The organism is Xinfangfangia pollutisoli (genome assembly GCF_020179405.1).
GTDB lineage: Bacteria > Pseudomonadota > Alphaproteobacteria > Rhodobacterales > Rhodobacteraceae > Pseudogemmobacter > Pseudogemmobacter pollutisoli.
This window is the reverse complement of sequence record NZ_JAICBZ010000080.1, coordinates 1-17,049: the sequence shown is the minus strand read 5'-3', so window position 1 is coordinate 17,049 and position 17,049 is coordinate 1. Positions and strand designations below refer to the sequence as shown.

The 17,049-nt window shown below is 66.7% G+C and carries 17 protein-coding genes; 14 read left to right on the top strand and 3 right to left on the bottom strand.

The window, feature by feature from the left end; translation table 11 throughout:
• The 3 genes from K1Y73_RS17890 to K1Y73_RS17880 all read right to left on the bottom strand — a co-directional run.
• Window positions 1-1,461 (bottom strand): AMP-binding protein (locus K1Y73_RS17890; protein ID WP_225029672.1); only part of this gene is annotated, 1,461 nt, incomplete at its 3' end.
• A gap of 9 nt (window positions 1,462-1,470) precedes the next feature.
• Window positions 1,471-2,574 carry a glycerol dehydrogenase gene (locus K1Y73_RS17885; protein ID WP_225029671.1) on the bottom strand — a complete coding sequence of 368 codons (1,104 nt, stop codon included), beginning with the start codon at window positions 2,572-2,574 and terminating at the stop codon, window positions 1,471-1,473.
• A gap of 86 nt (window positions 2,575-2,660) precedes the next feature.
• A complete protein-coding gene (locus tag K1Y73_RS17880) occupies window positions 2,661-3,209 on the bottom strand; it encodes an OsmC family protein (protein ID WP_225029670.1) in 549 nt (182 codons plus the stop codon).
• 300 nt (window positions 3,210-3,509) lie between these two features.
• Here K1Y73_RS17880 and K1Y73_RS17875 point away from each other — a divergent pair, with 300 nt between their 5' ends.
• The 14 genes from K1Y73_RS17875 to K1Y73_RS17810 all read left to right on the top strand — a co-directional run.
• The gene (locus tag K1Y73_RS17875; RefSeq protein ID WP_225029669.1) at window positions 3,510-4,280 is read left to right on the top strand and encodes an SDR family NAD(P)-dependent oxidoreductase; all 771 of its coding nucleotides are present in this window, start codon (window positions 3,510-3,512) and stop codon (window positions 4,278-4,280) included.
• Window positions 4,281-4,283: 3 nt separating this feature from the next.
• Complete coding sequence (locus tag K1Y73_RS17870) at window positions 4,284-5,108, top strand: IclR family transcriptional regulator (protein WP_225029668.1); 825 nt, start codon at window positions 4,284-4,286, stop codon at window positions 5,106-5,108.
• Window positions 5,092-6,528 (top strand): aldehyde dehydrogenase family protein, encoded by a 1,437-nt coding sequence (locus tag K1Y73_RS17865; protein ID WP_225029667.1) that lies wholly within the window; start codon window positions 5,092-5,094, stop codon window positions 6,526-6,528. Before K1Y73_RS17870 ends, K1Y73_RS17865 begins: the two co-directional genes overlap by 17 nt.
• Window positions 6,529-6,548: 20 nt before the next feature.
• Window positions 6,549-7,439 carry a sugar phosphate isomerase/epimerase family protein gene (locus K1Y73_RS17860; protein WP_225029666.1) on the top strand — a complete coding sequence of 297 codons (891 nt, stop codon included), beginning with the start codon at window positions 6,549-6,551 and terminating at the stop codon, window positions 7,437-7,439.
• 312 nt (window positions 7,440-7,751) lie between these two features.
• Window positions 7,752-8,996: a transporter substrate-binding domain-containing protein gene (locus K1Y73_RS17855; protein WP_225029665.1), complete on the top strand. Its 1,245-nt coding sequence runs from the start codon at window positions 7,752-7,754 to the stop codon at window positions 8,994-8,996.
• 183 nt (window positions 8,997-9,179) lie between these two features.
• Window positions 9,180-10,049, top strand: coding sequence for an urea ABC transporter permease subunit UrtB (gene urtB, locus K1Y73_RS17850; protein ID WP_225029664.1), 870 nt, complete (start codon window positions 9,180-9,182; stop codon window positions 10,047-10,049).
• A gap of 10 nt (window positions 10,050-10,059) precedes the next feature.
• Window positions 10,060-11,157, top strand: a complete 1,098-nt coding sequence (gene urtC, locus K1Y73_RS17845; protein ID WP_225029663.1) for an urea ABC transporter permease subunit UrtC — start codon at window positions 10,060-10,062, stop codon at window positions 11,155-11,157.
• Window positions 11,154-11,882 (top strand): urea ABC transporter ATP-binding protein UrtD, encoded by a 729-nt coding sequence (gene urtD / locus K1Y73_RS17840; RefSeq protein WP_225029662.1) that lies wholly within the window; start codon window positions 11,154-11,156, stop codon window positions 11,880-11,882. The genes urtC and urtD overlap by 4 nt, the downstream gene beginning before the upstream one ends.
• 11 nt (window positions 11,883-11,893) lie before the next feature.
• Window positions 11,894-12,589, top strand: a complete 696-nt coding sequence (gene urtE, locus K1Y73_RS17835; protein WP_225029661.1) for an urea ABC transporter ATP-binding subunit UrtE — start codon at window positions 11,894-11,896, stop codon at window positions 12,587-12,589.
• A gap of 79 nt (window positions 12,590-12,668) precedes the next feature.
• Window positions 12,669-13,709 (top strand): aliphatic amidase, encoded by a 1,041-nt coding sequence (locus tag K1Y73_RS17830; RefSeq protein WP_225029660.1) that lies wholly within the window; start codon window positions 12,669-12,671, stop codon window positions 13,707-13,709.
• 94 nt (window positions 13,710-13,803) lie between these two features.
• Entirely contained in the window at window positions 13,804-14,937 is a 1,134-nt protein-coding gene (locus tag K1Y73_RS17825; protein WP_225029659.1) for an AAA family ATPase, read from the top strand.
• A gap of 9 nt (window positions 14,938-14,946) precedes the next feature.
• Window positions 14,947-16,116 (top strand): transporter substrate-binding domain-containing protein, encoded by a 1,170-nt coding sequence (locus K1Y73_RS17820; RefSeq protein WP_225029658.1) that lies wholly within the window; start codon window positions 14,947-14,949, stop codon window positions 16,114-16,116.
• 37 nt (window positions 16,117-16,153) lie between these two features.
• Window positions 16,154-16,774, top strand: coding sequence for an ANTAR domain-containing response regulator (locus tag K1Y73_RS17815; RefSeq protein WP_225029657.1), 621 nt, complete (start codon window positions 16,154-16,156; stop codon window positions 16,772-16,774).
• Between the two features lie 80 nt (window positions 16,775-16,854).
• A partial coding sequence (locus tag K1Y73_RS17810; protein ID WP_225029656.1) for an acetyl-coenzyme A synthetase N-terminal domain-containing protein occupies window positions 16,855-17,049 on the top strand: 195 nt, incomplete at its 3' end.

Here is a 17,049-nt window from a genome sequence, read left to right as displayed (position 1 = left end):
CCACCAGCGCGCCACCAGCCCGCCCAGATGCGCGGCCAGAGCGCCTGGGTCGAAGCCCGGGCCCGCCGGCACGACCAGCGCCAGCGGCCGTTCCTGCCAGCGCGGATCGGGCAGCGCGATCACCGCCACGTCGCGGACGGCGGCATGGCTGCGGATCGCCTCTTCCAGCGGCAAGGAGGGAATCCATTCGCCGCCCGACTTGATCGCATCCTTCAGCCGGTCGGTCAGCGTGACCTGGCCGGTCCCATCCAGCGTGCCGAGATCGCCGGTGCGCAGCCAGCCGTCCTGAAAGCCGTCATCGGCGGCACGGCGGAAATAGCCCGCGGTGACCCAGGGGCCGCGGATCTGGATTTCGCCGGCACTGGCGCCCTCGGTCGCGACACTGCGCGCCTCAAGCCCGCAGACCAGCCGGCCCGGCTCGGCCCGGCGGCCCGAGGGCCGGCCGATCGCCGACATCGAAGAGGTTTCGGTCATGCCCCAGGCGGTCTGGGTCATCACCCCCAGCGCGCCCCAGCCGGCAACCAGCGTATCGGGCACCGGCGCGCCGCCCATGACCAGCCGCTTCAGCCGCGGCGGGGCGGGCAGGCCCTGCGCCCGGCGCGCGGCCAGCACATCGGACCAGATCGTCGGCACGCCGGCGGCCAGCGTCACGCCTTCGCTGTCGAGCAGCGGGTTCAGGACCTCGGGCTGAAAGCGGGTGCCGGGCAGAACCAGACCGGCGCCGGCCATCATCGCGGCATAGGGAATGCCCCAGCCGTTCACGTGGTAGAAGGGCACGGCGGGCAGGATCACCTGATCCGCGCCGATCCCCAGCGAATTCGCCGTACACAGCGACATGGCCTGCAGCCAGAGCGAGCGGTGGCTGTAAGCCACGCCCTTGGGCCGCCCGGTGGTGCCGCCGGTATAGCACAGGATCGCCGCCGCATCCTCGTCGGGATCGGGCCAGTCGGTCCGCGGCGCGCCTTCGGCCAAAAGCGCCTCATAGCCGATGGTTTCCACCGGCAGGCCCGGGAAGGGTGCGGGATCGGGATCGCCGGTCACGATGACCAGCCGGATCGGACTACCCGCCAGCAGGGGCGCCAGCGTGGCAAAACGCTGCGCCAGCGCGCCATCGACCAGCACCGCCAGATCGCCGGCCTCGACCGCCATTTCGGCAAGCTGGCCGTCATGCAGGCGGATGTTCAGCGTGTGCAGCACCGCGCCCAGCGCGGGCACCGCCAGATAGGCTTCCAGATGTTCGGGCGAGGCCGCGGCAAAGCTGGCCACCACCGCGCCCGGCCCAATGCCGCGCCGCGCCAGCGCATCGGCCAGCCGCCCGGCCCGATCCGCCAGATCGGCCAAGGTGCTGCGGCTGCGGCCCTGCGGCGTTTCCGCCACGACCGGGGCTGCGCCGGTGACCTGCGCCGTATGGCGCAGCAGCCGGGCGATGCCCAGCCGGGCGTCTTGCATGGTGCTGCGCATGCCCTGCCCTCAGCCCAGCCGCGCCCGGCCCATGGCATCCACCGCAAGAATGGCGGCCAGAACCGTTTCGGGCGTCAGTTCGGCATGGGTGGCATGGGTCGCCTCGCCCGGGACCAGCGCCGCCTCGGCGCCGCGGCGCAGATCTTCGGGCGAGGCATCGCCCAGACCGACCGCCTCCAGCGTGGTGGGCAGGCCCAGCGCCTCGCAGAAGCCGAAGATCTCGTCCAGCTCGGATTGCGGCCGGTCTTCCAGCACCAGAACGCAGAGCGTGCCGAAGGCGACCTTCTCGCCATGCAGCTTGCCATGGCTGCCGGGCAGGATCGACAGGCCGTTGTGAATGCCATGCGCCGCCGAGCAGCCGCAGTTTTCAAACCCCAGCCCCGACAGAAGCGTGTTCGCCTCGATGATGTTCTCGACCGCCGGCGTCACCACGCCCAGCCGCGCCGCCGCCACCGCGCCCTGCGCATCGCGCATCAGCACCTCATGGCAGGCGCGGGCAATGGCCATGCCGGCAATCGGCATGCCGTGCCCGCCGCCGACATAGTTCTTCGACCGGCTATCGCGGTTCGACCGCGCCTCGATCCAGGTCGACAGCGCATCGCCGATGCCGGCGATCAGAAAGCGCACCGGCGCCTTCACCACCACGTCGGGATCGACGATCACCAGATCGGGATTGCGCGGCAGGAAGATCGGCCGGTCGGTGCTGCCATCCTGATGATAGCGCATCGCCAGGCCCGAGGTCGGCGCGTCGGTCGAGGCGACGGTAGCCACGCAGACGATCCGCCCGCCGGTTTCCTGCGCCACCAGCTTGGCGGTGTCCAGCGTCTTGCCGCCGCCGATGCCCACGACCGAGGCCGGCAGCATCCCCGCCGCCGCCGAGGTGATGCGCTGCACCTCGCCCGTCCAGCATTCGCCGCCGAAGACGATCTTCTGCACCTTCACCCCCGCCTCGGCCAGCGAGGCGTCGATCAGCGCGCCATAGGCGCTGTCGATGAACGGGTCGATCACCACCAGCGCCGAAGGCCCCAGCGCGGCCAGATGCGGCCCCAGCCGCCCGATTTCCCCGCGGCGCTGAATATAGCGTGCGCAGCTTCCAAATCCTCGTTCCGACATTGCGGCGCTCCTCCGTGCCATGTCTTGTGCAAGCCCGCGCGGCCTCCCCACCGCGCGGTCCCGTCGCCGGTTCCAGATCGGCGGCTTCAGACCGCCGCGACCTGCTTCAGGCTGCCGGTCATCGGCACGCCCTGCGCCGCCGTCATCGCATTGGGGCTGAAGTTGAAGGCGAGGCCGGCGATTTCCTGCAACAGCGCCTCGTCGGCATCGGCATCGACTTCGATGTCATAGCTCAGCCCGCTCATCTTGATCTGCGCATCCGGGCGCAGGTTCAGGAAACCCGCCAGATCCAGCCCGCCGCCCATGGTGATCTTCAGCGACCGCAGCGTGACGCCCTTCAGCGCCGAATGCACCACGAAGCCCACCATGATGCAGGCGCCCACGCCCGACATCAGATATTCCTGCGGCGTCGGGCCGGTCGACTGGCCCAGCAGTTGCGGCGGCTCGTCCACCGTCCAGGAGAAGTTGCGCGGGATCGTGTCGCCGCCCAGCGACATGGGCAGGCTTTGCGCCTCGATCCTGGTGCCGCCCTTCCAGTTCAGCGCCACGCCATAGCGCGCGATCCCGGCCGCGGGCTCGGCCCGGATCGCCGTCTTCGCGCCTTCCAGCCCTTCGATATCGATTCCGTTCAGCATGCAATCCTCCCTCCAGGCGGAACTGGTCCTCAGCCGCGCCTGTCTCTGCGTTGATCGGTTTATTTTTGGGTATACTCAGATTTCTGTTGCGATTAAAAACGAGATCGCCAAAGTGTCAACATCAAATCTCGTCAGGTCGGGGGAAATCGGAAACCGAAGGTGAAGGCGAAGGGATTTTTCTCAAGCCTTTGCTTTTACGTGTAAAATATGGGGCCAGCGCCAGATGCGGATGAGGAGCCGCGGCGTCAGCCCCCGTCATGCGACAGCTGGCCGGGACAGATCCGGCCCAAGGGAGGACCAATGTATCTGAAGCTTTTTGATCTGTCGGACCGGGTTGCCGTGATCACCGGAGGCGGGCGCGGCATCGGGCTAGAGATCGGGCGGGCGCTGGGTCAGGCCGGCGCGCGGCTGGTTCTGGCCGATATCGATTCCGCCACGCGGGACAAGGCGGCGGCGCAGCTGACGGCGGAAGGACTCGAGGCCGTGGCCCTGCCGGTCGATGTGACCGACACGGCCAGCGTGGCCAGCCTGGCCGATTCGGTGATGGACCGCTTCGGGCGGGTCGACATTCTGGTGAACAATGCCGGCGTGTCGCGGCTGAACGCGGCGCTGGACATTTCCGACGAGGAATGGCGCTGGGTGATGGAGGTCAACTCCAACGCGGTCTTCTGGTGCGCCCGCGCCTTCGGCCGCCACATGCTGGACGCCGGCAAGGGCGCCATCGTCAACCTGGGCTCGATGTCGGGGCTGATCATCAACCGCCCGCAATTCGCCGCGCATTACATGGCCAGCAAGGCCGCCACCCATCACATCACCAAGGCCCTGGCGGTGGAATGGGCGACGCGCGGCGTGCGGGTGAACGCGATCGCGCCTGGCTATATCGGCACGGAAATGACGATGCAGCTGAAGACCATGCCCGAGGTCTATGACAAGAACATCGACATGACACCGATGGGCCGCTTCGGCGAGCCCAGCGAGATCGCGGCGGCGGCGCTGTTCCTGGCCTCGGACGCGTCCAGCTACTGCACCGGCTCGATCCTGTCGGCCGATGGCGGCTATACGGCCTGGTAGGCGATGGAGCCGGGATCCGAGGCCGCCGGCTTCACCGAACGGCTGGCGCAGGTGGTGGAATGTTTCGGGCCGCCGCCGCATGAATGCAGCTTCATGCAGATCGTGCGGCGCACCGGCCTGCCCCGCGCCAGCGTGCATCGGATGATCGGCCAGCTGACCGCGGTTGGCTGGCTGGAGCCGGGGCCGGGCGGGCGCGGCCACCGGCTGGGGGCGCGGCTGGTCTGGCTCTTGCATGCCCAGCTGGATGCCGACCGGCTGCAGGCACTGACCGCGCCGGTGCTGACGGGGCTGGCGCAGGACAGTGGCGCGGCCAGTTTCGCGGCCCGGCTGGTGCAGGGCCAGGTCGACCTTTTCGCCACGGCCACGCCCGAGAACCCGGGGCTGAGCCATGTCTTCCCCGGCATCGGCATTCGCCCGGTGCATGCCTGTTCCTCGGCCAAGGCGCTGGTCGCCTTTCAGCCCGACAGCCTGCGCCGCGCGCTTCTGGCGGCACCACGGGAAAGGTTTACCGGCCAGACCCTGACCGGCGATGCCGATCTGACCGCCGAACATGCCCGCATCCGCCGCGACGGCTATGCGGTCTGCGATGGCGAGATCAATGCCGGTGTCGTGTCGCTGGCGGTTCCGGTGCGGCTGCCGCGGCTGGGGCCGGTCTATGCGCTGGGGCTGATCGCCCTGGCCGATCGGCTGGCCCCGCCGCATCGCCCGGCGGCGGTGCAGCTGCTGAACCGCGCGGCGGCCCGGCTGGCCACGCTGCTTGATCCCGCGCCCGGCCTGCTGCCGGCGCTTTCCGACCAACCGGAGATCCGACATGACCCCGCATCTTGACCACTTCTACATCGGCGGCGCCTGGGTCGCGCCCGCCGCCGGCCCCGCCGCGCCGCGCCTGCCGGTGATCGATCCGGCCCGCGAAGAGCCGTTCTGCACCATCACCCTGGGCAATGCCGAGGATGCCGACCGCGCCGTGCGTGCGGCCCAGGCCGCCTTCCCGGGTTTTGCCGCCCTGCCCCAGGCCCAGCGGACGGCGCTGCTGGCGCGGGTGCTTTCGGTCTATGAAGCCCGGCTGGACGATCTGGCCCGCGCGATCAGCCGCGAGATGGGCGCGCCCCTGGCCTTTGCCCGCAGCGCCCAGGCGGGGATCGGCGTCGCGCATCTGCGGCAGATGCTGAAGACGCTGGACAGCTACGACTGGTCCCATCTGCGCGGCACGACCCGGGTGGTGCGCGAGCCGATCGGGGTGATCGGCATGATCACGCCCTGGAACTGGCCGATGAACCAGATCGTCTGCAAGGTTGCCCCCGCCCTGGCCGCCGGCTGCACCATGGTGTTGAAACCTTCGGAAATCGCCCCGATCTCGGGCCTGATCTTCGCCGAGATCCTGGACGAGGCGGGCGTGCCGCCCGGGGTCTTCAACCTGGTCAATGGCGACGGGCCCGGCGTCGGCATGGCGCTGGCGCGGCATCCGGGCGTGGACATGATGTCCTTCACCGGATCGACCCGCGCGGGCATTCAGGTGGCCAAGGCCGCGGCCGAGACGGTCAAGCGGGTCTCGCAGGAACTGGGCGGAAAATCCGCCAATATCCTGCTGCCCGATGCCGATTTCGCCCGCGCCGTGCCGCTGGGGGTGGAAGGCTGTTTCGGCAATTCCGGCCAGTCCTGCAATGCGCCGACCCGCATGCTGGTGCCGGCCGACCGCCATGACGAGGCGCTGGAACTGGCCGCCCGGGCCGCGGCGCGGTTCCGCACCGGCCCGCCCGAAGCGACTGAGACGCAGCTGGGCCCGGTCGTCAGCGCGCAGCAATATGACAAGACCCAGGGGCTGATCGCCGCCGGCATCGCCGAAGGCGCGACGCTTGCCGCCGGCGGAACCGGCCGGCCCGAGGGGCTGAACAAGGGCTATTACATCCGCCCCACCGTCTTTGGCGACGTGCGCCCCGAGATGACCATCGCGCGCGAGGAAATCTTCGGCCCGGTCCTGTCGATCCTGCCCTATCGCGACGAGGCCGAGGCCATCGCGCTGGCCAATGCCAGCGAATACGGGCTGGCCGCCTATGTGCAATCGACCGACCCCGAACGCGCCCGTCGCGTGGCAGGCCAGATGCGGGCGGGCACGGTCTATCTGAACCACCCGGCCTGGGACGCGGCAGCCCCTTTCGGCGGCTACAAACGGTCCGGCAACGGGCGGGAATATGCGGATTTCGCGCTGGATGATGTGACGGAAATCAAGGGCGTCGTGGGCTGGGCCTGACGCCGCGAAAGGAGAGACAGATGAAGAAGATCAACCCCTTGGGCGTTCACTGGCTGATCCTGTCCAAGACCTGGGATGCAGACGGCGCCCGCCATGCGATCCGCGAGGCCAAGCGCATCGGCTACGATTTCATCGAAACGCCCCCCTGCCCGCCCGACGATCCGGTGACCCGCATCGTGGCCGAGACCCTGGCCGAAACCGGGCTGGGCGCGACGGTCTGCCTGGGCCTGGCGGCCGATCAGGACCCGACCAGCCCCGACCCCGAGGTGCGCGCCCGCGGCGAGGCCTTCCTGATCGAGGCGGTCGATACCTGCGCCCGGATCGGCGGCTTCATGGTCAGCGGCATCACCTATTCGGCTTTCCAGAAATACCTGGCGCCCTGTTCCGACCAGGGCCGGGCGGCGGCGGTTGCGGTGATCCGCCGGGTGGCCGAACATGCGCTGCCCCTGGGCGTCGAGATCGGGCTGGAGGTGGTGAACCGCTACGAGACCAACCTGTTGAACACCGCCGCCCAGGCCCTGGCCTTTTGCGAGGCGACCGGGATGGCGAATGTGAAGATCCATCTCGACAGCTATCACATGAACATCGAAGAGGCCGATATCGGCCAGGCGATCCTGACCGCCGGCGACCGGATCGGGTTCTTCCATATCGGCGATTCCAACCGCGGCTATCTGGGCGCCGGCAATATCGACTTCGCCCCCTATTTCCGCGCGCTGCTGCAGGCGGGGTTTACCGGGCCGATCTCGTTCGAAAGCTTCTCGTCCACGATGATCGACCAGCCGCTGCTGGGCATTCTGGCGATCTGGCGCGACACCTGGGAAGATGGCGGCGATCTGGCGGCGCATTCCTTCCAGGTGATGCAGGCGCTGGTGAAATCGGCCCGCGAGGCCCATGCGCGCGCCGCGGCCTGATACTGGCTTGATAGGGGCCTGATACGGGTCTGTTCGGGCTGTCTGGCGCCGATTCGGCGCCCTTGCCGGCCCGGCGCGCCCGGATGCACCACCATGATTCTGACAGATGACACGATGTGCAAACATATGAAACTTTTGCAGAAATAAAACTTGCCCAAACGGGCAGTGCTGGGTAACAATATTCCCCAGAGATCAGCAGCGATCTCGACCAAGATCGGGCAATGCAGCCTCACGCTAGCGCATCAATGATGATGCCGGGCGTGGGGCTTTTTGCATTTGATCCGACAAAAATTTCACAGGGAGTGAAAACCGATGAAGCGTCGGAGTTTTTTGACGCGCCTGGGTGCGGCTAGCACCTTGGGCGCGATCGGCGGACTGTCCGCCCCAGCCATCCTGACCGGCACCGGCCGGGCCTGGGCCCAAAGCGGAGAGATTCCGGTCGGGCTGCTGTTTTCGCTGACCGGCGAAGTGGCGGTGGTGGAACGCACGCTGCATGATGCGGCACAGCTGGCCATCGAAGAGATCAACGCGGCCGGCGGCATCAATGACCGGCTGCTGAAAGTGCATGTCGAGGATCCGGCCTCGGACCCGGCCACCTATGCCGACCGCGCCCGCCGGCTGTTCATCCGCGACAATTGCGTCAGCGTCTTCGGCTCGTACACCTCGGCCAGCCGTCAGGCGGTGCTGCCGGTGGTGGAACAGCGCAAGGGCCTGTACTGGTACCCAACGCTGTATGAGGGCCGCGAATGTTCGCGCAACATCATGTATGGCGGCGCGGTGCCGAACCAGCAGCAGCAGGAATTCGTGCCCTGGCTGGTGAAGAATTTCGGCGGGAAATTCTACCTTCTGGGCAATAACTACGTCTATCCGAAGGAAGAGAACAACGTCTGCAAGATGCTGCTGGGGCAGCTGGGCGGCGAGGTGCTGCATGAGGAATATGTGCCGCTTGGCCATTCCGATTTCAGCTCGGTCATCAACCGCATCCGCGCAACCGGGCCCAGCGTGATCTTCTCGACCCTGGTGGGCGACAGCGATGTGGCCTTCGCGCGGCAATACCACGCCGCGGGCTTCGATCCCGAGAAGATGCCGGTGGCCAGCCTGACCCGGTCGGAAGTGGAAGTGGCGGCGATCGGCGGTGAGGCGGCGGCGGGGCATCTGTCCTCGGCCCCATATTACATGGGCTATCAGTCGCCCGAGAACGAACGTTTCGTCGAGGCCTACAAGGCGCGCTACGGCGCCGATCAGGTGACGCATTTCGTCTCGGAAGCGGCCTATTTCCAGGTCTATCAGTTCAAGGCGGCGCTGGAGAAACTGGACCCGGCCGCCGTGACCGCCGAAGCGATCCGCGATGCGGCGGTGGGCGTGACGCTGAAGGCGCCGCAGGGCGAGATCCTGGTCGATCCCAATCTGCACACGCATCTGTGGCCGAAGATCGCGCGCTGGAAAAGCGACGGGCAGGCCGAGATCCTGGTGCAATCGGCCGAACGGATCGCGCCCGAGCCCTATTGGGCCTATCCGGGCGAGACCTGCACCGGCGAGGGCCTTGTGCGCGGCTGATCCGCCGCCGGTCCGGCCAGGCGCCGCGGGCGGCGCAACCCGATCCTGAAACACCTTTTCAATTGAACGGATCGGCCCCGGCGGGGGCCGGACGGGGCCGGCTTGCCGCCGCCCGGGCCCCGCCCCCCCTGCACGCCTGGTCCTGCCTGCCCCGTCCTCAACGACATCCGAGTGAAGAAGGTCATGGAAACCATCATCAATCAGATCTTTGCCGGCGCCAGTCTGGCCTCCATCCTTTTGATGGTCGCCCTGGGGCTGGCCATCATCTACGGCGCCATGGGCGTCATCAATCTGGCCCATGGCGAATTCGTCATGCTGGGCGCTTATGTGACCTGGGCGCTGCAAAGCTTTCTGGGAATGGGGCTGCTGGCCGCGCTGCCGATCGTCTTTGTGACCATCGCCGCCATCGGCTGGGGGGTCGAGCGCAGCATCGTGCAACGGCTGTACCGAAGGCCGCTGGACACGATTCTTGCGACCTGGGGCATCGGCATCGTGCTGCAGCAGCTGGTCCGCATGGGGATCGGGCCGGAATCGCGCTTCATCGCCGGGCCCGGGATCCTGTCGGGCAATACCAGCTTCGGCAATGTGGTGCTGTCGAATTACCGCATTTTCGTTCTGGTCTTTGCCATCGGCGTCTTCGTCGCCACCTGGGCGCTGCTGGCGAAGACGGAATTCGGCCGCAAGCTGCGGGCGGTGATCCAGAACCGCGAGATCTCGGAATGCTACGGCATCCGCGCCGAGAAGGTCTATGCGCTGACCTTCGCCTATGGCGCGGGGCTGGCCGGGCTGGCCGGCGCGCTGATCTCGCCCCTGGTCAACACCACGCCCTCGATGGGGACCTATCTGGTCGTCGATGCCTTTCTGGTCGTGGTCGTGGGCGGGGTGGGCAGCATCTTCGGCACGGCCGTCGCCTCGGGGATCGTGGGCGAGACCACGGCCTTCTTCTCGATGCTGCTGAACGACACGGTCGGGCGGATCGGGGTTCTGGTCGCGATCATCTTCTTCATCCGGTTCCGGCCCCAGGGCCTGCTCCCGCAGATCGTGCGCCGCTGAGGGGGACGCCATGAACAGAAACAACACCTCTGATTATCTGGGCCATCTGGTCTTCGTGCTGGCGATCCTTCTGGGCGTTCCCGCGGCGCTGGGCTTTGACGGGTTCGAGCTGAACACCTTCGCGCGCTACCTGTCGCTGGCGATCGTGGCGGCCGCGCTGGCGCTGTCCTGGGGGACGGCGGGGATCCTGAACCTGGGCCAGGCCGCAACCTTCGGCATCGGCGCCTATGTGATGGCGATGCATCTGAAACTGGTCGCAAGCGCGGGCAATCCCGACGGGCTGCCGGATTTCATGGGCTGGAACAATGTCACCAGCCTGCCCTGGTTCTGGCAACCCTTCCAGTCGCTGGGCGCGACGCTGGCCTTAGGCCTGGCGCTGCCGGCGCTGATGGCCTGGGCGATGGGCATCTTCATGTTCCGCGCCCGCATCACCGGGGTTTTCGTCGCGATCATCACCCTGGCCTTCCTGGTCGCGCTGCAGCTGTGGTTCATCGAGGAACAGCGCTTTACCGGCGGGCAGAACGGGCTGACGGGGCTGGCGCCGCTGGATCTGTTCGGCTGGCAGGTCGATACCTACAGCCTGGGCTTCTACTATCTGGTCGCGGGCTGCCTGATCGCGGCACTGGCGCTGGGCACGCTGATCCTGCGCTCGAAAGTGGGGCTGGTGCTGCGGGCGATCCGCGAGGACAGCCAGCGGGTGCGCTATTTCGGCTATGACGTGGCCGGCTACGAGACCTTCGTCTTCTCGACCTCGGCCGCGATCGCCGGCTGGGCGGGGATGCTGTACGCGCTGGTGCTGGAATTCGCCTCGCCCACCTATATCGGCGTCGCCTTCAGCCTGGCCATCGTGATCTGGGTGGCGGTGGGCGGCCGCGAGTCGCTGGTGGGCGCCGCCGTCGGCGCCATTCTGGTCAACCTGGCCGAGGGGCGGCTGTCCGACCTGTTCGTCGAAAGCTGGCTGCTGATCCTGGGCGTCGGGTTCATCCTGTTCGTCCTGTTCCTGCCGCGCGGCCTGTACGGGCTGCTGCGCCAGGGCTTTGACCGGCTGGCACGGCTGCGGATGCGCGCGGCGGGGCGCGATGTCAAACCTCAGGAGAGCGCGCGATGAACCTGATGCAGATCCACAATCTGACGGTGCAATTCGGCGGGCTGCGGGCGGTGAACGGGCTGTCGCTGGAGGTCAGGAAGGGCGAGCTTCTGTGCCTTCTGGGGCCGAACGGCGCGGGGAAATCCACCACGCTGGACCTGATCTGCGGCAAGACCCGCGCCACATCGGGCCAGATCGTCTTTGACGGGCAGGACATCACCGGGTTGAAGGAATACAAGCGCGCCCGCTGCGGCATCGGGCGCAAGTTCCAGGTGCCCTCGGTGTTCAAGGACCTGACGGTGCTGGAAAACATCGAACTGGCCCGGTCGCCCCGCCCCGGCATTCTGGACGCGCTGCGGGTGTTCCGCACGCCGATCCGCGGCCGGGTGCGCGAGGTGCTGCAGATCGTCGGGCTGATCGACCTGGTCGATCTGCGCGCGGGCAACCTGTCGCATGGCCAGACCCAATGGCTGGAGATCGCCATGCTGCTGGCCCAGGACAGCAAGCTGATCCTGATGGACGAGCCGACGGCGGGCATGACCATTCAGGAAACCCTGCAGACCGCCGCGATCTTCAACGCGCTGAAGGGCGATCACACGATCATCGTGGTCGAGCATGACATGCAGTTCGTCCGCCAGGTGGCCGAAAGGGTCATCGTGATGAACCAGGGCAGCCTGCTGGCCGAGGGAAGCATCGCCGAGATCGAAGCCGATCCGCGCGTCAAAGCCGTCTATCTTGGACATTGAGGGGAAGCGCCATGATCGAGGCGAGGGGTCTTTATTCCTATTATGGCAAAAGCCCGGTTCTGCAGAACCTGACCTTCACGCTGCAGAAGGGCGAGCTGATGTCGGTGCTGGGCCGCAATGGCGTGGGCAAGACCACGCTGATGCGCAGCTTTCTGGGGCTGACCGACCGGCTGGAAGGCAGCCTGTGCTTCGGCGGCGCCGAGATCGCCGGGCTGCGCACCGCCGACCGGGCGCGGCTGGGGATCGGCTATATTCCGCAGGGGCGCGAGATCATTCCGCGCTTCACCGTGCGCGAAAACATCGTGATGGGCACCTATGCAAGGCGCGACGGACGGCGCGACATGCCGGAGTTCGTGTTCGAGCTGTTCCCGATCCTGAAGGATTTCCTGGACCGGCGCGGCGGCGATCTGTCGGGCGGCCAGCAGCAGCAACTGGCCATCGCCCGCGCCCTGGCCATGGACCCGCAGCTGCTGATCCTGGACGAGCCGACCGAGGGGATCCAGCCCAACATCGTTCAGCAGATCCATGACGTGATCCTGCGGCTGAACCGCGAATTCGGCCTGACGATCCTTCTGGTCGAACAGAACGTGCCCTTCGCGCGCCGCGTCTCGGACCGGTTCATCGTCATGGACAAGGGCCGCATCGTCATCGCCGGCACCGGCGCCGAACTGACCGATGCGCTGGCCGAAAAGCACCTGACCTTCTGAAGAAGCGCCGCCCGCCACGGGGTGGCGAAGCCTCCGGGCGACCGGAATCCATCAACCGAAGAGAGAGAGGAGAAACCCGATGAGACACGGGGATATTTCAAGCAGCCCGAACACCGTGGGTGTCGCCGTCGTGAACTACAAGATGCCGCGGCTGCATAGCCGCGACGAGGTGCGGGCCAATGCCGAGAAGATCGGCGAGATGATCGTGGGCATGAAGCAGGGCCTGCCGGGCATGGATCTGGTGGTCTTCCCGGAATACTCGCTGCAGGGCATCATGTATGACGAGCAGGAGATGTATGACACCGCCGTCACCATCCCCGGCGACGAGACCGAGATCTTCGCCCGCGCCTGCCGCAAGGCCAATGTCTGGGGCATCTTCTCGCTGACGGGCGAACGGCACGAGGACCATCCGCGCAAGCCGCCCTACAACACGCTGATCTTGATGAACAACAAGGGCGAGATCGTCTCGACCTATCGCAAGATCCTGCCCTGGTGCCCGATCGAGGGCTGGTATCCCGGCGGCGCGACCCAGGTGGCCGAAGGGCCGAAGGGGCTGAAAGTGTCGATGATCATCTGCGACGACGGCAATTACCCCGAGATCTGGCGCGACTGCGCGATGAAGGGGGCCGAGCTGATCGTGCGTTGCCAGGGCTACATGTACCCCGCGAAAGAGCAGCAGATCACCATGGCCAAGGCCATGGCCTGGGCGAACAACTGCTATGTGGCGGTCGCCAATGCCGCGGGCTTCGACGGGGTCTATTGCTATTTCGGCCATTCGGCGCTGATCGGCTTCGACGGCCGGACCCTGGGCGAATGCGGCGAAGAGGAGTACGGCATCCAATATGCCCAGCTCTCGATCCCCGAGATCCGCGACGCCCGCGCCAATGACCAGTCGCAGAACCACCTCTTCAAGCTGCTGCACCGCGGCTATACCGGGATCCATGCCGCCGGCGACGGCGACCACGGCGTCGCGGATTGCCCGTTCGAATTCTACAAGACCTGGGTGACGGATGCCGAAAAGGCCCGCCGGCAGGTCGAGGAATTCACCCGCACCACGGTGGGCGTGGCCAATTGCCCGGTGGGCAGCCTGCCGACCAAGGCCAAGGAACAAGAGGCCTGAGGCCAATCTCCGGTGTGGGCGGCCCGCGCCGCCCCCATCCTTTCCCGCGACACAAACCGCGCGCCCCAAGCGTGCGAGACGGAGTGCCGACGACATGCCCTTCCTGAACGACATGCTTGCCGACAGTGCAAGGCGCCGCAAGGATGCCGAGGCCCTGCAGGCCGAAACGCTTTCGGCCGACGATGTGGTGACCGCGCATCGCGCCCTTTCGGGCGACGGCGGGCTGAACAGCCGCTTCCGCTTCGATGTCGATCTGGTGGCCAGCCACCTGCATCGCGACATCATCGGCCAGAGCGCGGCGGTCGAGGCGGTGATCGACATGCTGCGGATCGTGCGCGCCGATATCGCCGATCCGCGCCGCCCGCTTTACACCTCGCTGCTGATGGGCCCCACGGGGGTGGGCAAGACAGAACTGGTGCGGGTCCTGGCGCGCGCCATCCATGGCGATGCCGATGCGCTGTGCCGCGTCGACATGAACACCCTGTCGCAGGAACATTACGCCGCCGCGATTTCCGGCGCGCCGCCGGGCTATGTCGGCTCGAAGGAAGGCCGCACCATTCTGGATCAGGACAAGATCGAAGGCAGCGCCGACAAGCCCGGGATCGTGCTGTTCGACGAATTGGAAAAGGCCAGTCCCGAAGTGGTGCTGTCACTGCTGAACATCTTCGACAACGGGCTGCTGACCACCGCCTCGGGCGAGCGGACCTATTCCTTCCGCAATGCGATCATCTTCATGACCTCGAACCTTGGCGCCGAAGAGCTGCGGCGCGAGGCCGAGGCGGCGGGCCGGCCCTGGCGGCGGCTGTTCGCGGCGGCCGGTGCAGCGCAGCCGCGGGCCCAGGCCATCGCGCAGAAGGCGCTGCTTGGCCGCTTCCCGCCGGAATTCGTCAACCGGATCGACCATGTCGACGTGTTCAACTGGATCGACCGTGCCGATGTCGACACATTGATCCAGTTGGAGGTGGAAAAATTGAACCGTCGGCTGCTGCGCCATCAGGCGCGTATTGAACTGGCCCCCTCGCTTGGTGAACATATCGCCCGCGAGGGGTTCGACCGGCAGTTCGGGGCACGGTCGCTGCGGCGCGCCGTCCGGCGCTTTGTCGAGATCCCTTTCGCAAGACATATGCTGGCCGAACCGCCCGCGGCAGGATCCCCGGGCCGGCTTTACGCTGCCGAGTTGCGCCATGGCGGTGTTTCGTTTCGCCAGGTTGCGGCAGAGAAGGGATGAGGAACGCCTTTGATTGACACGGGGGATACCTGGAAGCTGGGGGTTCTGTTTTCGGAAACCGGCCCGACAGCGATCATAGAAAGCTTGCAGCAGCGCGGCGCGCTGCTGGCGATCAAAGAGATCAACGCCGCCGGCGGCGTCGCCGGCCGGGCGCTTGAGCCGGTGCTGTGCGACCCCGGCTCGGACCCGCAGCGCTATGGGCTTCTGGCCGAGAAGATGATCTCGGAAGACTGCGTGCGGGTGCTGATCGGCTGCTACATGTCTTCGGCGCGCAAAGAGGTGCTGCCGGTGGTCGAACGGCGCAATGTGCTGTTCTTCTACCCGACGCTGTATGAGGGCTTCGAATATTCGCCCAATGTCATCTATGGCGGCGCCTGCCCCAACCAGAACTCGGTTCCGCTGGCCAGCTACCTGCTGGAAAACTACGGCAACCGTTTCTACTTCATCGGTTCGGACTACATCTATCCGCGCGAATCCAACCGGGTGATGCGCAACATCCTGCGCCAGGGCGGCGGCGAGGTGGTGGGCGAGGTCTATGTGCCCTTCGAGGCCGGGCCCGAGGAATTCGCCCGCATCCTGCGCGATGTGGCCGAGAAGGCGCCGGATGCGATCTTCTGCACCACGGTGGGCGAAACCACGGTGCAGCTTTACCGCGCCTATCACGCGGCCGGCCATGACGGGCGCCGCGTGCCGATCGCCAGCCTGACCACCAACGAGGCCGAGATCGCCACCGTCGGCGCCCAGGTGGGCGTGGGCCATATCACCGCGGCGCCGTGGTTCAACACGCTGGACACGCCGGCCAGCCGGCGGTTCTGCGCGAATTACCAGCGCGAATTCGGGCCCGACATCCAGGTGACCAGCTGTGCCGAGGCGGCCTATTTCCAGACCCACATGTTCGCCGCGGCTCTGGACAAGGTGGGCAGCCTTGATCCCGACCAGCTGCGCGAATGCCTGCTGGGCGCCAGCTGGGATGCGCCGCAGGGCCAGGTCAAGATCGACCCCGACAACAACCACACCTATCTGCATTCCCGCATCGCCCGCGTGGACGAGCGCGGCGATTTCATCGTGCAGCGCGAAGTGATCCGTCCGGTCAAGCCGGACCCGTACCTGGTGACCCCCGATCTGAACGACCGGCGTCTGCGCTTGCGCAAGGCCATGCCCAAGGCGCGCACATCATAGGCGATCCCGAAACCAACCGGAGCGAACGGCAGGCAGGATGTCGAACCTGATCAGCAATCTGCGCAGTCTGAATGTTCTGGTCCTGCACCCGCGGGATTCCGATGCGGACGACCTGGTGCAACAGCTTAACCGGATCGGCTGCCCGGTCGAGGCGATCTGGCCTTTGCCCGACAGCCTGCCGCCGGCGGTCGACGTGGTCTTTGCCGAGGTGAAAGAGGCGATCCCGCCGGGGCTGAGCAAGCTGTTCTCGCCCCGCCCCGACCAGCGCCCGACGCTGATCGGGCTGATCGGCTATGAAAACCCCTCGGTTCTGGGCGGCCTTCTGGATCTGGGCGTGCAGACGGTGATCACCAAACCCTTCCGCGCCTTCGGGGTCCTGAGCGCGCTGATGATGGCGCGGCATGCCTGGCTCGAGCGGCTCGAGGCGCTGCGCAACGAAGAAAAGCTGCGCACCAAGCTGGAACATATCAACATCATCACCGAGGCGAAGTTCATCGTCATGCGCCATCACAAGATCAACGAGAAAGAGGCCTACAAGGTGATCCGCAGCCACGCCATGTCGCGCCGCTGTTCGACAATCGAGATCGCCAATGCGATCATCAATGCCGACGGCCTGCTCAGCAAGCTGGTCGTCGACCCGAAAGACGGCCGGGACTGACCGGCTGCCGCGCGCCGGCCCGTCCCGCGCCGCGCTGCGGCGCAGACATTCACGCACCACGCCAAAGGGGGGTCCCGATCATGACCTTTGCTTCATCCCAGACCACCAGCCATGCCGCTTCTGCGGATTTCGTGAAGAAGGCGCATGTCGATGCGGCGGAATATGAGCGGCTCTATGCGGCCTCGATCGCCGACCCTCAGGCCTTTTGGGCCGAGCAGGGTCAGCGGATCGACTGGATCACGCCGTTCAGCAAGGTGAAGAACACGAATTTCGAC